This window comes from Eisenbergiella sp. OF01-20 (genome assembly GCF_003478085.1).
Taxonomy (GTDB): domain Bacteria; phylum Bacillota; class Clostridia; order Lachnospirales; family Lachnospiraceae; genus Eisenbergiella.
Map to the genome: position 1 here is coordinate 139,855 of NZ_QUES01000003.1, position 14,442 is coordinate 154,296.

General features: G+C 52.3%; 10 protein-coding genes. 8 read left to right on the forward strand and 2 right to left on the reverse strand.

All coding sequences use genetic code 11. The features are described 5' to 3' along the window. Positions 1–103: 103 nt before the first annotated feature. A complete protein-coding gene (locus tag DXA36_RS06065; protein ID WP_118677344.1) occupies positions 104–1,036 on the reverse strand; it encodes an alpha/beta fold hydrolase in 933 nt (310 codons plus the stop codon). A gap of 372 nt (positions 1,037–1,408) precedes the next feature. Here DXA36_RS06065 and DXA36_RS06070 point away from each other — a divergent pair, with 372 nt between their 5' ends. The 8 genes from DXA36_RS06070 to DXA36_RS06105 all read left to right on the forward strand — a co-directional run bounded on the left by DXA36_RS06070 (position 1,409) and on the right by DXA36_RS06105 (position 13,731). Next, positions 1,409–3,112, forward strand: coding sequence for an extracellular solute-binding protein (locus tag DXA36_RS06070; RefSeq protein WP_243114578.1), 1,704 nt, complete (start codon positions 1,409–1,411; stop codon positions 3,110–3,112). 93 nt (positions 3,113–3,205) lie between these two features. Then, on the forward strand, positions 3,206–4,138 hold the full coding sequence (locus tag DXA36_RS06075) for an ABC transporter permease (RefSeq protein WP_118677346.1): 933 nt from the start codon (positions 3,206–3,208) through the stop codon (positions 4,136–4,138). A gap of 11 nt (positions 4,139–4,149) precedes the next feature. Then, positions 4,150–5,055, forward strand: a complete 906-nt coding sequence (locus tag DXA36_RS06080; protein ID WP_118677348.1) for a carbohydrate ABC transporter permease — start codon at positions 4,150–4,152, stop codon at positions 5,053–5,055. Further along, a complete protein-coding gene (locus DXA36_RS06085) occupies positions 5,052–6,395 on the forward strand; it encodes an alpha-L-fucosidase (protein WP_118677350.1) in 1,344 nt (447 codons plus the stop codon). Before DXA36_RS06080 ends, DXA36_RS06085 begins: the two co-directional genes overlap by 4 nt. Before the next feature lie 117 nt (positions 6,396–6,512). Beyond that, entirely contained in the window at positions 6,513–8,786 is a 2,274-nt protein-coding gene (locus DXA36_RS06090; RefSeq protein WP_147366549.1) for an AraC family transcriptional regulator, read from the forward strand. Next, positions 8,761–11,385, forward strand: coding sequence for a transglutaminase-like domain-containing protein (locus DXA36_RS06095; RefSeq protein WP_243114580.1), 2,625 nt, complete (start codon positions 8,761–8,763; stop codon positions 11,383–11,385). Before DXA36_RS06090 ends, DXA36_RS06095 begins: the two co-directional genes overlap by 26 nt. Before the next feature lie 4 nt (positions 11,386–11,389). Continuing rightward, complete coding sequence (locus DXA36_RS06100; protein WP_118677354.1) at positions 11,390–12,241, forward strand: YitT family protein; 852 nt, start codon at positions 11,390–11,392, stop codon at positions 12,239–12,241. A gap of 53 nt (positions 12,242–12,294) precedes the next feature. Then, positions 12,295–13,731, forward strand: coding sequence for a leucyl aminopeptidase family protein (locus DXA36_RS06105; protein WP_118677356.1), 1,437 nt, complete (start codon positions 12,295–12,297; stop codon positions 13,729–13,731). Between the two features lie 8 nt (positions 13,732–13,739). Here the strand turns inward: DXA36_RS06105 and DXA36_RS06110 are convergent, their stop codons facing one another. After that, entirely contained in the window at positions 13,740–14,369 is a 630-nt protein-coding gene (locus DXA36_RS06110) for a hypothetical protein (RefSeq protein WP_118677357.1), read from the reverse strand. Positions 14,370–14,442 lie beyond the last annotated feature (73 nt).

Genomic DNA, 14,442 nt, shown 5'->3' on the forward strand with positions numbered 1-14,442 from the left:
CCTGCGGTGAGGGCGCTGATTCCCATAATTAGCTGCAAACATTTCGGCTTCTTTTTCCGGCAGTATATCTGCTACATCACTTAAAAAGTGTTTCAACTACGCTTCAGGCCTGAGAGAGTGCCGCCAGCATAAATTGAATGATTCCTTCCTCGACCTCATCTTTGACAGCGCTGTAATTATGTATTTCATGACGGCAGCCGGAGTAGACTTTGGTGGTCACCTCGTGTCCGGTCTCACACAGCCAGTTTGATACCTCATAGATACCTTTTCCATACTCACCTACAGGATCCTGGTCACCGCCGATATTATAGAAGGCAAGTGACGAGGGTATTTTTTCCGCCCACTGCACGCCTTCAATGGTCAGCATCATCTGGGTAAAATCATATATGGACCGGTTGCTGACAGGCCTGGTAAAGGCATCGAAGGGATCCTCCGCATGGTCACGCTGTACATAAGGATCGGAGCAGATCCACTCATTTCCGATGGTAACGTCATCACAGCGTTCACACATCCACCCCATCAGGGAGCCGGTGAATTCGGGATTGGAATCTGTCCCCAGGCCGTCATCGATGGCTTTTTTAAGACGCAGGGCGGTTTCGGCCGCACCGCGGAAGCTTCCGGTGGTTCCGCAGATAGTGACTCCTGCCAGACCACCACCGTATTTTGCAGCATAATCCCTGGCGATAAAGGAACCCATGCTGTGGCCAAAAAGAAAATAGGGAAGATCCGGGTATTTTTTACAAACCAGTTCCTTCAGCGAATGTTCATCTTCCATCATGGTATGGAATCCCGCATCACCCCAGTCGCCCCAGATACCGCTTACCATTGCCGTTTTCCCGTGTCCCACATGGTCGTCGGCAGCTACGATGAAGCCCGCATCCATAAATTTGGAAATCATATGCAGATACCTTCTGGAATGCTCCCCGAAGCCGTGGATAATCTGCACGATCCCTTTCGGCCTGGCCGCAGGGACATAAATCCAGCCTTGTACTTCGTCGCGTTTGTTATAAGACGGAAAGCTTACCTCATGTAACATAAATAACACCTCCTGCATTTTATTTTCTGTATGTTTTCATTGTAGGGTACAAAAATAAGGGTGTCAATTAATTCCGGTGTCCCTGCGATATCTCAATTATCGGCAGGAAGAAGCATAGGTACACCCAACGGGAAAACCGGGAAGCACAGGAGCGCAGCAATGGAGTCCGGTACAGAGAAGTAAGATATACAGGGAATGCCTGTAAAATGGGCATTCCCTGTCGTTTTGCATAAAATTGTCTGGTCAAAATAAGAATTGTGCGTGGTGATTGCAGGCGAAAAACGATATTATAATCATGAGCCATACAAGATGCACAAATTATTATAGGCTCGGCAAATAAAACTAACCATAATTAGGGGAAGGAGAGGGAGTATGATGAAAAAGATGAAAAAAGCAACCGCATTGCTGCTCTGCCTGCTGATGACCTTCAGCCTGGCGGCCTGCGGCGGCAAAGGGACATCAGAAACAGGAGGAACGGCAGCGGAGGGCGGCAGTCAGGAGACGGCGGCATCCGGATCTACCGGTATTTTAACGGAGGCAGGAACTTATCCTATCGTAACGGAACCTATAGAACTGACGTTGTTCTGTGTATCCATGCCCAACGTGGAAGATTTTGCAACCAATGATTTTACCAAATTTATGGAAGAAAAGACGGGAATCAAGATTAATTTTGAGACCGGCAGCAGGGATGACTGGGAGACTAAGCTGAATCTGGCTTTCAGTACGGGGGACTACCCGGATATGATTATGTTTGCCAGCCCCAGCCAGGCAAAATACGGCGTAAAGGAAGGCATACTGCTGCAGCTGGATGATTTGATTGAGGAAAATATGCCTAATTATGTGGCAAACATGGGGGAATACCTGGATGCCACCAGACAGACGGACGGCCATATTTATGCCATCTGCGGGCTGAACGAATGCTACCATTGCATGTACGCCAAGAAAATGTGGGTGAATACCTGGTGGCTGGACAAGATGGGAATGGAGGTTCCCACCACAACGGACGAATTTTATGAAGCATGTAAGAAATTCCTGGAAATCAACCCTACGGGCATCGCGGTAGGCGGTGCAAAGGACGGCTGGCATGCGAGATTTGAGGAGTGGATGACCAACGCCTTTATCCTTTCCCCTTCCAAGTCACAGGATTACCGTGCTGAGGTAGGCCTGGATCCGGAAGGAAAGGTCAGGACCATCTGCAATACCGATGAATATAAAGAAGCTTTGAAATATATGAACAGCCTGTATGAGCTGGGTGCCATTTACGACGGAGATTTTACCCAGACAGAGGAGCAGCTGCGCGCTCTGGCAAACCAGGAGGGAGAGCCTATCCTGTTCCTGCCCTGCGGAACGATTTCCAATCATTTTGACGCGGACAATAACAATGAAACCTACAGACATTATCAGGTTATGGCCCCTATAGCAGGACCTGACGGAACAAGGCTCGCAACCTACATGAAATATGCAGGCCTGGGCGAAGGTGATTTCTTCGTGACCGACAAGTGTGAATATCCCGAAGCGGCCCTGCGCTGGATCGACTACTTCTTTACCACCGAAGGCGCCCTTTCTTCCCAGTACGGGGCGGAAGAAGGTACCGACTGGGTTCTCAATCCGGAAGGGCAGAAGGGCCTGAACGGGGAGGACGCCTTATATGAAGTGATGAACCCCTATTCCGGTGAGGCCCAGAACCATGACTGGCAGGATGTCCAGGTGAAATACTTCCCGGCGGAATTCCGTTTGGGTGAAAGCACGGATCAGAATGTGGATGTGGGAACCTCCGTGGGTCTGGAAAAGCTTCTGTATGACGCCACGAAGGAAAAAATGGAGCCTTATGCACAGAAGGAAGGCGACTGGGATGTACTGCCTTATCTGAAGCTGACTGATGAGGAAGCCACAAAGATTCAGACCATTGGCGTGGAAGTGGAAAATTATATTGAAGAGAACAAGGTTGCCTTTATTACCGGAAGAAAAGATTTTGACAAGGATTGGGATTCCTATGTCAAAGGATTCGACAACGTAGGGCTGCCTACGCTGCTGGAGGTTTACCAGACGGCATATGACAGGCAGAGCTCAAAATAATAAGCACTAGCCAGACGGCGCTGCCGGATGTCGGGAGCGAAGGCGCCTCCAAAAAGGGGGGCGCCTTCTTAAGGCTTAAGGAGGAGGGACGCTTTGAAAACAGGTTCAAGTAAAGGAAGCACAACCAAAAAAAACAGAATAAAGAATTCCAACTGGCAGTTTTGGGCAATTATTGCCGTGCCGCTGCTGTACGCCATTGTGTTTGCCTATATCCCTATGGGAGGCGTGGTCCTGGCGTTTAAGGACTACAGCATCCGCAAGGGTATCTGGGGCAGTGACTGGGTGGGACTTCAGTATTTTAAACAGTTCCTCATGTCACCCTCCAGTTCCAAGGTAATTATCAATACCCTGATCCTTGGCTTTTACAGCCTGCTTGCCAGCTTTCCCATTCCTATCCTGCTGGCGGTGGGGTTGAATGAGGTGAAAGCGGTCAGATTCAAGAAAACGGTGCAGATGATTACCTATGCCCCCTATTTTATTTCAACCGTGGTTATGGTCGGCATGCTCATGCAGATGACGGATCTGCGCATTGGCATCATCAATAAGCTGCTGGGTCTGTTCGGGGCCGGACCGGTGAATTTCTTCGGGGATGTGGATATTTTCCGCAGCCTGTATGTATGGAGCGGCGTCTGGCAGACCGCGGGTTATTCCGCCATCATTTATATCGCGGCTCTTTCCGGGGTCAGCCCGGAGCTGAAGGAAGCGGCTATTGTGGACGGGGCAAGCCGTCTTCAGAGAATCTGGCATGTGGATTTGCCGGCAATCAGGCCCACCGTGGTTACCATGCTGATCTTCGCCTGCGGCAATATGATCAATATCGGATTTGATAAAGTATTCCTCATGCAGAACAGCATGAACCTGGCAAAATCCGAAGTGATCGCCACCTTCGTGTATAAGGTCGGCCTGGTGAATGCGGATTACGGCTTCTCCACGGCGGCAGGGCTGTTCCAGTCGCTGGTCAGCTTTATTATGCTTGTGGTGGTGAACCAGCTGTCCAAAAAAATTACGGAAACCAGTCTGTGGTAAGGGGGAGCATTATGGGAGATAAAATAAAAAAGTTCGGCAAAGCTCCTTTGGGAGACAAAATCTTTATCATTCTGATATACATCCTGCTGACGGCTATCATGCTCGTGGTATTTCTGCCTCTGGTCTATATTGTAAGCGCGTCCTTTTCGGATCCCCAGGCGGTCATCAGCAATGAGGTGTGGTTCCTTCCCGTGCGCCCCACGCTGCGCGGCTATGAGGCTGTTTTTAAGAACCGGAATATCCTCACCGGCTTCGCCAATTCCTTTTTCTATATGATTGTGGGAACGCTGGTTAACATCGTCATGACCGTGATGTGCGCATACCCGCTGTCCAGAAAAGAATTTACTGCCCGCAACAAGGTAGCTATGATTTTTGTATTCACCATGTATTTCAGCGGCGGCCTGATTCCCACCTATATGCTGGTAAACAGCCTTGGGCTTGTGAATACCAGACTGGCTATGATCATCCCTTCCGCCATGTCCACCTATAACATGATTATCTGCCGTACCTATTTCGTCAATTCCATACCTGACGAACTCTATGAGGCAGGACAGCTGGACGGCTGTACCCCCTTTAAGTATCTGATTAAAGTCGTGGTCCCCTTGTCCAAACCTATCCTTGCCGTACTCGTCCTGTATTATGGGGTTGCCAAATGGAATTCCTATTTTGACGCCATGATTTATCTGAAAAACCAGACCTTGGTACCGCTGCAGATCGTACTGCGGGATATCCTGATCCTGAATCAGGTGGATTACACCATGATAAGCGATGCTTCGGCGATTGCGGCGCAGAGAGGCCTTACGGATCTGCTGAAATATTCCACCATCGTGGTGGCCTCCCTGCCGGTTCTTTGTATCTATCCTTTTGTACAGAAATACTTTGTAAAAGGCGTTATGATCGGTGCGGTGAAAGGATGATAAATCAAGCAGACGAAAGGAAGAGGAACGCGATGTATCAGTTTAACAGAGAACAATATGATAAGCGGATGGAGTGGTACCGGGAAGCCCGATTCGGTATGTTCATCCACTGGGGGCTGTACTCCATTCCGGCAAGAGGGGAATGGATACGCAGCACTGAGGAAATGACCATAGAAGACTATCAGAAATATTTTGAGGAATTCGACGCACGGGATTTTAAACCAAAGGAATGGGCAAGAATGGCAAAACAGGCCGGTATGAAATATATGGTGCTCACCGCAAAGCATCATGACGGTTTCTGCCTCTTTGACAGTAAATACACCGAATACAAAGCGACCAACACAAAAGCAGGACGGGATCTGGTCCGGGAATATGTGGATGCCGTACGGGCGGAAGGCCTGAAGGTGGGGCTGTATTTTACCCTCCTCGACTGGTACCATGAGGATTATCCCCACTACGGGGATAAAAACCATCCCATGCGCAGCCATCCCGAATGTGGAAATGATCATCGGGATTTTAAACGGTATGTGGATTATATGCACCGCCAGGTGGAAGAAATCTGCACCAATTACGGGCAGTTGGATCTGCTCTGGTTTGATTTTTCTTATGACGATATGCGCGGGGAAACCTGGGGGGCCTCCAGGCTTATGGACATGGTGCGCACCCTCCAGCCCCAGGTTATCGTGGACAACCGCCTGGAGGTCAGCGGTGAAGGGATGGGTTCCCTGGCGGAATGTAATCCCACTCCCTACCACGGGGATTTTGTCAGCCCCGAACAGATCATTCCCCCCGCCGGCCTCCGGGACAAAGAAGGGAACCCTCTGGCCTGGGAGGCCTGTGTCACCATGAACAATCATTGGGGGTATTGCGGCACCGATTATTTTTACAAGCCCGCCTCCATGCTTATCAAAAAGCTGGTGGAATGCGTTTCCAAAGGCGGGAACATGCTCCTCAACGTAGGCCCGGACGCCTATGGTAATTTCCCTCCCCAATCCGTGGAGATCCTGGAAGAAATCGGACACTGGATGAAACAAAACAAAGACAGCATATACGGCTGCGGCATTGCGGATGTACCCAAACCCGATTACGGCCGGGTCACCAGAAACGGAAACATTTATTATTTCCATATGTTTGAAAACACCATAGGGCCGGTCCCTCTTCTGGGCCTGGATAAATCCCGGGTGAAAAAAATAAGGGCGCTCGCGGACGGCCATGAAATCCCGGTATCCGCCAGCTGGGTACACAGCGACTATTCGGATATTGTATTTGCCTCCCTCGGCCCCGATCCCCGGCTTCCCGATGAGACGGATTACGTGCTTGCGGTGGAAATGGACATATAGGATATAGCAGGCCCATCCGCACATCACGCTTTTTATAGTAATCTCTTTTTTCTTATAGTATAATAAACGGTAGATGAGAAAGCCGTACAAAGGATAGAAAAGAATGGGAGAGTTACTGTGAAAAGAACTGTACAACAACGAGTGAACCAGTTATCCATGAATCTGCTGATTTCGTATCTTTCCATATTGGCAGCCCCTCTGCTGGCTATTATTATCATTTATTTTACGGCTACCAGCCTGCTTCTGTCCGTACAGAAGGAAAAGATGTTCACCACGCTGAATATGACGGCTCTGGAGGTGAACAGGAGTATTGAGGAAGCGGGAAATATGGGGGGCTATATCAGCAATTCCCCGGAGCTGCGGGAGCTTTGCAGCAAGATCCGGCAGGAAAAGGATTATTACGATATGTATCTGTATATCCGTTCCCTGTCGGATTACTCCATGTTTAATGCCGCCATCGACAAGATTTATTTCTTTTTTGAAAAGGGGGAATATCTGGTTATGGATAAGGTGGTGGTTCCGGCGGATGACAGGGGGTATGCTTCCGTGGGGGTGCTGGGAAGCGAAAGCTATCAGGAGCTGCTGGATCTGTTCCGGGGGAATGTATACAGCAAGGATGTGCTGCGTCTCAGGGATGAGGGGAATGCGGATAAAAAGCTGATGGTGGCCCAGTCCTTTCCCTTCAGCGGCTATGAGAACCCGGAGGGGACGCTGGTGGTGGTGCTCAATGATATGATTATTGAAAGGCAGCTGGAGACGAACCTGATACATGGGGACGGAATTACATTCATGCTGGATAGGGAAAGGGAGGGGGAGTGTTTCCAGAAAGTGATAACCGGGGAAAGCTGTAACGTATCGGCGGACGAGCTGCCGATGGATTACATACTCGGGAAAAAAGAAGGAAGCTTTTCCCTGCATGGGGAGAAGTATATTTTTTGTGCGGTGGAAAGCCCGGGATCTCCTTACCGTTATGTGTCCATTCTGTCTAAAAAGACGCTTCTGGGGCAGATCGGTTCCATCAAATATCTGATCGTGGCGCTGTGTGTGACCGCCACTCTCGCGGGGCTGTCCGTGTGCATCGGATTGTGGAGGAAACGCAGGAATGTGGTGCTTTCCTTCAGCCGGTATCAGGATGAATTCGGTACCGCGCAGGGGAACGGCAAGCCTGTCCGGAGCTTTTGGGAAGGCGTGCCCTATCTGCTTGACAGCGCGGCGAACCTGCAGACCACTCTGAAGCTGCAGAAGAACTTTATGCATACGGCGGTGATCCGTAAGCTTCTTCTGGGAGAGTATGCGTCGGGGGAGGAACTGAATGCGGATTTGAGAAGCGGGGATATCACGCTGGAAGGGGATTGCTATTGTGCGGCAGTGGTGCAGCTGCGCAGCGGGGCCGCCAGCAAGGAGCCTAACCTGTGGAATGAACTGCGGCTGTATATCAGGCAGTATGTACAGGAAGAAATCGGTATCGCCAATTGCTGCTGTGAAGTGGATCCCTTCCGGTTCGCCATGGTATTTCCCATGAGCAGGGACGGATCCCGTAAAACCATCGGCGGGATCCTTTCGGATTTCCGGGAAAAGCTTCTCATGGAAAAGGAACTGGAAACCTATGTGGGCCTGGGAAGGAATGTGACGGAGCGTATGGAAATCGCCACTTCCTATGATGATGCCAGGGAGGTGACCGAATATCTGGCATTCCATGACATCCGTACGGTGATGAGCAAGGAAGAGATGCCAAAGCAGACGGACAGCTTCTTTTTCCCCATTGAAACGGAGCTTCTTCTGGTGAAAAGCATCCGTCAGGGAAACCGGGAGGAAATCGAGGATATTTTCCGGGTGCTGGCTTTTGAAAACTTTACCTACCGGAAGCTTTCCGTCACCATGGCCGGGTATCTGACGGATTTGGTGCGGGCTACGGTCCTGCGAGCGCTGAAGGAGGAGGAGGATACCTGTGACGTGTCCGCGGACGGGATAAACCGGGCGGAAAGCCTGGAGGAAATTGCCAGGATCTGTATTTCCATTCTGGAAGAGATATCCGGCCGTAAACAAAAAAAGGTGGATCGGGAGGCGGATGTGCTGAAAGAATCCATCAGGGGGGCAGTGGAGGAACAGTACAGCCGGCAGGAATTCTGTCTCAGCCAGCTGGCGGAGGAACTGGAGCTGCCGGAAAACCGGCTTTATAAACAGTTTAAGACCCTGTTCGGCATGAGCTTCAGTGAATATCTGGAAAATGAAAGAATTAAGAGAGCCTGTGAACTTTTGAAAAACCAGGTGCCTGTAAAGGATGTGGCCCAGGCTGTGGGCTACGGCAGTGATTTTTCCTTCCGCAGGGCGTTTAAACGGGTTATGGGGCTGGCGCCGAGTTATTATGCGGAAGGACTGGACAACAGATGATGGGTATGTCAAAAATAGAAACGGGGAAAGGGACAGAGGAATGTTTTCAAACCATTTAAAAGAGTATGCAGACAGAAAATATGAGGAAAGACTGCCGTATCTTAAGGGGATCCGGGAGGAACTGGAGGAGGGCTTCCGGCTTTGTACGCCGGCACAGGAGGTGCTGATGCGGTTTTTTTACGGTACCATGCCTCTCAGGGACGCGGGGGAATATGAATTCCGGGTATTTTTAAGCTTTGTTAAACACGCCATATGGCTGCGGGAACATGTGGAATGGTGTGCGGATCTGCCGGAGGATATTTTTGTCAACCATGTTCTGTATTACCGGATCAATTCCGAGGATATCAGCGGGAACAGGGCTTTTTTCCATGAACAGCTGAAGGACAGAATCGCATCCTGCCAGGATCCGGCGGAGGCGGTGCTTGCCATCAATTACTGGTGTGCGGAAAATGCCGCTTATGAGGCATCGGACATGCGCACGGCCTCTCCCATGACGGTGTACCGGAGCGGAAAGGGACGGTGCGGGGAGGAATCCACGTTTGCGGTAACGGCTTTCCGCAGTGTGGGGATTCCGGCGCGTCAGGTGTATACCCCCCGATGGGCCCATTGTGACGATAACCATGCCTGGGTGGAGGTATGGCTTCATGGGCGCTGGTATTTCCTTGGGGCCTGTGAGCCGGAGGAAATTCTGAATAAGGGCTGGTTTTCCAATGCCTCCAGCCGTGCGCTGCTGGTACACAGCCGCTGCTTTTCCGATTTTACGGAAGAAGGGGAAGCCTGTATCGGGAAGGAAGGGGTGACCTGGTTTTACAACAATACCGTAACTTACGCCAGAACCAAAAACCTTACCGTATCCGTTACGGATCCGGAAGGAAAACCGGCAGAAGGGGCGGAGGTATCCTTTGAGATACTGAATATGGCGGAGTATTGCAGCGTGGCCGTCCTGACTGCGGATGAGGCGGGGGAGGTACGGCTTACCCTGGGCCTTGGGGATATCCGGATCCGGGCCATGCTAAACGGCTGGTGCGGGGAAGCCCTGGTATCCGCAGCCGTGCAGGAACGGGCGGCGCTTAGGTTGGATACGGATTTGTCCCAAACGGACTGGATCCGGGACGTATGGGAGCAGGAAGAGGTGAAGGCGCCGGCGGATTATCCGGTGAATCCGGGGCTTGTGACACCGGAGCAGAAGCAGCGCAGACGGGAAAAGCTTGCGGCGGCAAACCGGCTGCGGGAGCGGCGGATCAACGCGTATTATGACGAAAAAGCGGCGGATAAATATCCGGGGGAAAAGGAACGGCTGCGCCTTGCGGCAGGTAATTTCGGGGAGCTTTACCGCTTCCTGGAACGGGACACGAATCCGGATCGGAAAGCCCTTCTTCACAGCCTGCGCGTAAAGGATTGCAAGGATGCGAAGGCGGATGTCCTGGAAGATGCGCTGCAGTATGCCGGGGCCTTCCGGGAAGCATGGGAGGAAGAAACCTACCGGAAGTATCTGCTGTGCCCCTGGGTGTATTACGAAGAGCTCACACCGTATAGAAGCTTTATCAGCCGTTACTTTACGGATGGGGAGAAGGCCGCATTTGCGCAGGAACCGGAAAAAATACAGGAATATATCTGCCGGAATATAGCCTATGAACCGGAACAGGATTACCGCACGATCTGCGCCACGCCCTCCGGGTGCCTGAAGCTGAAGCAGGGGAATGCGTTAAGCCGGAAAATCCTTTTTGTGGCCATCTGCCGGACACTGGGCATTCCGGCCCGGATCAACCGGGTCACGCAGGAGGCGGAATACCTGTGCGGGGACGGCTTTCTTGTGCCGGGAAAACAGGAAGAAATGGCCGGGTCAGCCGGGGCGGACAGCAAAGCGGGGCTGACGCTCCGGGTGGAAGACGGAAGGAAATGGATTTATTACCAGACCTGGACTATCGGCAGACTGGACGGTATGCAGTTTACCACGCTGGATTATGAAGGAATGGGATGGGAAGGCCCTGCGTACAGGCTTTCCCTGGAGGCAGGTGTATACCGGCTGCTTACCGCCTCCCGTATGCCGAATGGGAACCAGTATACTTCCCGGCGGATTTTCACTCTGAAGGAAGGGGAGGAAAAGGAAATTTTCATGAGCCTGCGGGAAGCCGGTATGGAGGATATGCTGGTGCGAAACGAAATCCCGGATTTTGAAGTGACGGACAGGGACGGGAGAAAACGGAGCGCGGCGGATATCATGGGCGGAGGCAGCGGCGTGTTCTTCTTTCTGGAGGAAGGAGCGGAGCCTACGGAGCATGTGCTGAATGAGCTGATAGCCCGGGCGGAGGACTGGAAGGCCGCTGCAGAACAGGCGAAGCTTCTTTTTATCCTGGCAGGCGAAGAGGCGCTTTCCAATGCCACGGTCAAACGGACGCTGGAGAAGATACCGGGGATTACCGTAGTCTTTGATACGGAAGGTGATACGGCCGAGCCGGTTGCCAGAAGAATGTATGTGGATCCGGAGAAGCTTCCGCTGCTGGTGGTGACAACGGGCGGAATGACAGGAATTTACGGCAGCAGCGGCTATAATGTGGGCAGCGTGGATCTGATGCACAAGCTTCTGGTAAAGGGATAAAGGTATGAAGGAAAAAGATACGAAAGCGGTTATACTGTTGAATGTGGCGGGTATTTTCCTGTACACGGCGGGGATGCGCAGCTTTGCGGCGCCGGCGCAGATAGCGCCCGGGGGTGCCAGCGGTATTGCCATTCTGGTGAATTATATGACGGGGTTCCCTATGGGGTTGTTCTGTTCCCTGTTCAATTTTCCCATACTCGCCGTTGTTTTATGGAAACGGATTTTTCCCGGACGGTTTGTGGCAAAGGCTACGGCCAGCATTGTGCTTCTTTCCCTGATGACGGACCTGCTGGCGCCGGTACTTCCCCATTATCAGGGGAACGCCCTGCTGGCGGCCCTGTTCGCAGGCGCTTTTATGGGCTGCGGACTCGCCATGGTATACCTGGGGACCTCGGATACCGGCGGGATTACCATGATTGGACTCATCCTGCAGAAATACTTCCCCCATTTAAAGGTAGGGACGCTTGTTTCCGCCATCAATATGATCATTGTCCTGGCCTCCGGTCTGGTATACCGGAACATCGACAGTATCCTGTATGCGGTGATCACCGTGTATGTTTCCGGCCTTTTCATGGATAAGCTGGTGAACCAGGCCAATTCCAGGGATTTGATTATTGTGGTGAGCGAATGTACGGATAAGGTGCGCTGCGTATTCCTGGATGAAAAGAAGGGAATAACCATCCTGAAGGGGGAAGGCGGTTATACCAGCGAAACCCAGCGGGTGATTCTGGGAGCCGCAGGAAAAGCGGATTGTATGAAAATCCAGGAAAAAATACGCCGGGTGGATCCATCGGCCCTGATTATTATCGCAGAGGCCAGCAACGTGGTCGGCAAGAGCTTCGGGCGCATGCTGTAGTTTGCGGCCGGAACGGTTAGGAATCGGACGGTTCTTTAGAGGAGGAAAAGGAATTGGTAAGTATAACGGAAGGAAAGCATGCCCATTTTTTTATCGATTTTGCCTGGGAAAAGGACGGGCATATCCGCAGCTACCGGCTGGGTCTGGAAGAAGTGTTTGAAGGGAAATATCTGGAAACCCTGTACGTGCCTCACCCGGGGCAGGCTTTTCTCCTGGTGGGCTGCGGCAAAGAAAAGGATTTGGGGCTTCTGGAGGTAAAGGAAATCCTGGCGGCTGCGGCATCGAAATGCAGGGAAGGGAAGGTGAAGGAATGTTCCGTGGATATTTCCCGGTTCGTGGATGCCCTGGGAAGGGACGCGGTGACCCAGAGTGTGCTGGGCCTTGAGCTGGGAAGCTACAGTTATTCCTTTTCCGGGAAAGAAGAGGAAGGCGCGCCCTGCCGTTTTCAGCTGGAACGGGTGAACGGGCTGGAGGATATGGAGGGGCTTCTTGCGGAAGCGGAGGAGCTGGTGCGGGGAATCCGGTTTGCCAGGGATATGGTGAATACGCCGGGGAATCACCTGCGGCCTATGGATTTTGACCGGCGGATTACGGGTTTTGTGCAGGATGTGGAAATAGAGGCCCAGACGCTGGTGTACGGGCAGCTGCGCGCTATGGGCATGGAGGCCTTGTATGGGATCGGCGGCAGCAGTGAGTATCCGCCCTGCCTCCTGATCCTGCGCTACCGGGGAAACCCGGAAAGTGAGGAAGTGTACGGCCTTATCGGAAAAGGGGTTACCTGTGATACGGGCGGTTACTGTTTGAAAGGGAGCAAGTCCATGGCGGGCATCAAAGGGGATATGGCAGGTGCGGCGGCGGTGGCCGGAGCCATGCATGCGGCTGCTGCTGCAAAGCTGAAGGTGAATGTGACCGCCTGCCTGCCTCTCTGCGAGAACCGGATTTCCCAGTCCGCTTTCCTTCCCGGGGATGTCATCACCGGCTACGGAGGAAAGACCATTGAGATCCTCAACACCGATGCGGAAGGGCGGCTGGTGCTTTCCGATGCGGTCAGCTATGGGATACGGGAAGAGAACATTACCAGGATTGTGGATATTGCCACGCTTACCGGGGCGGTTTGGAATGCGTTGGGGTATACCATTGCCGGCGCCATGTCCGATGACGACTCCTTTTACCGGATGTTTGAGAAAGGGCTTGTCCATTCCGCAGAAAAGTACCTGCGCTTTCCCTTTGGCAGGGAACACAGGAAAATGATACAGAGCGATGTGGCGGATGTGAAAAATACCGGGGCGGACTGCTGCGGTACGATTACGGCAGGGCTGTTTATCCGGGAGTTCTGTGAAGGAAAGCCCTGGATCCATCTGGATATCGCAGGTACGGCCTGGTGTGATATGCCTTCCTATGCTTTTGAATCGAAGGGGGCTACCGGGGCGGGGATGACTTCGCTGTATTTCATGCTGAAGGAAGCCGCTTTTTTGCAGGGGAAGGCCTGAGGGTATCCTTATTTCCAGAGGACGGCAATGACTCTGTCTGCCTGCCATCCATTGTTATTTTGGGTGCCGAATATAAGCAGGTTGTCGTCTTTGGAGAGGTCGGAGGCGGAAATGTTTTTCAGGGAATTCATTGTCTGCGTGGCACGGTCCATTTCCAGACGCTGAAAGAGGGTGGAGCTGCTGTAGCTTACGGCGGCTTCCTCGTCCCCGGAGGACACTTCGATCAGGCCGGTGGTTTTGTCATAGGTTTTGGTAACCACGGATACCCGGAACCCGCCGTCCGCCGTTTCTATAAAAAAACCTTCCAGATCGGCGCCCGAAAACAGAGAATCGGGATCGGCGCTGCCGGCCAGCTGGGAGGTGGTTTCCCTCAGCGGGACGGCGGATTCTCCGGGGAGGGCGGCATCGGTTTGTGCGGCGGAAGAAGAAGCGGCGGCGTCCGAAGCTTCCTGCGTCAGGGAAGGGCTTGTCCCGGCGGGGGCTGTACCGGTCCCGGAGACGCTGCTGCCGCAGCCTGCCGTAAGTGTGAAGAGCAGCATGATACAAAGTATCCATCGATTTCTGTATTTCTGAATCACTTCTTTATGCGCAGCGAAGGAAATGCGCCAACCTTCCGGGCGGTTACCCTTTCTTTTCATATCTTCTCCTATCTGTACCGGTTATGTACGCATACTACGAAAGTATGTCCGGGAATCCCGTTTTTTTCCATTA

Excerpts from the sequence above, each read along its gene's own strand:
- DXA36_RS06065 (WP_118677344.1), bottom strand. The coding sequence starts at position 1,036 with ATGTTACATGAGGTAAGCTTTCCGTCTTATAACAAACGCGACGAAGTA.
- DXA36_RS06070 (WP_243114578.1), top strand. The coding sequence starts at position 1,409 with ATGATGAAAAAGATGAAAAAAGCAACCGCATTGCTGCTCTGCCTGCTG.
- DXA36_RS06080 (WP_118677348.1), top strand. The coding sequence starts at position 4,150 with ATGGGAGATAAAATAAAAAAGTTCGGCAAAGCTCCTTTGGGAGACAAA.
- DXA36_RS06085 (WP_118677350.1), top strand. The coding sequence starts at position 5,052 with ATGATAAATCAAGCAGACGAAAGGAAGAGGAACGCGATGTATCAGTTT.
- DXA36_RS06095 (WP_243114580.1), top strand. The coding sequence starts at position 8,761 with ATGCGGAAGGACTGGACAACAGATGATGGGTATGTCAAAAATAGAAAC.
- DXA36_RS06100 (WP_118677354.1), top strand. The coding sequence starts at position 11,390 with ATGAAGGAAAAAGATACGAAAGCGGTTATACTGTTGAATGTGGCGGGT.
- DXA36_RS06110 (WP_118677357.1), bottom strand. The coding sequence starts at position 14,369 with ATGAAAAGAAAGGGTAACCGCCCGGAAGGTTGGCGCATTTCCTTCGCT.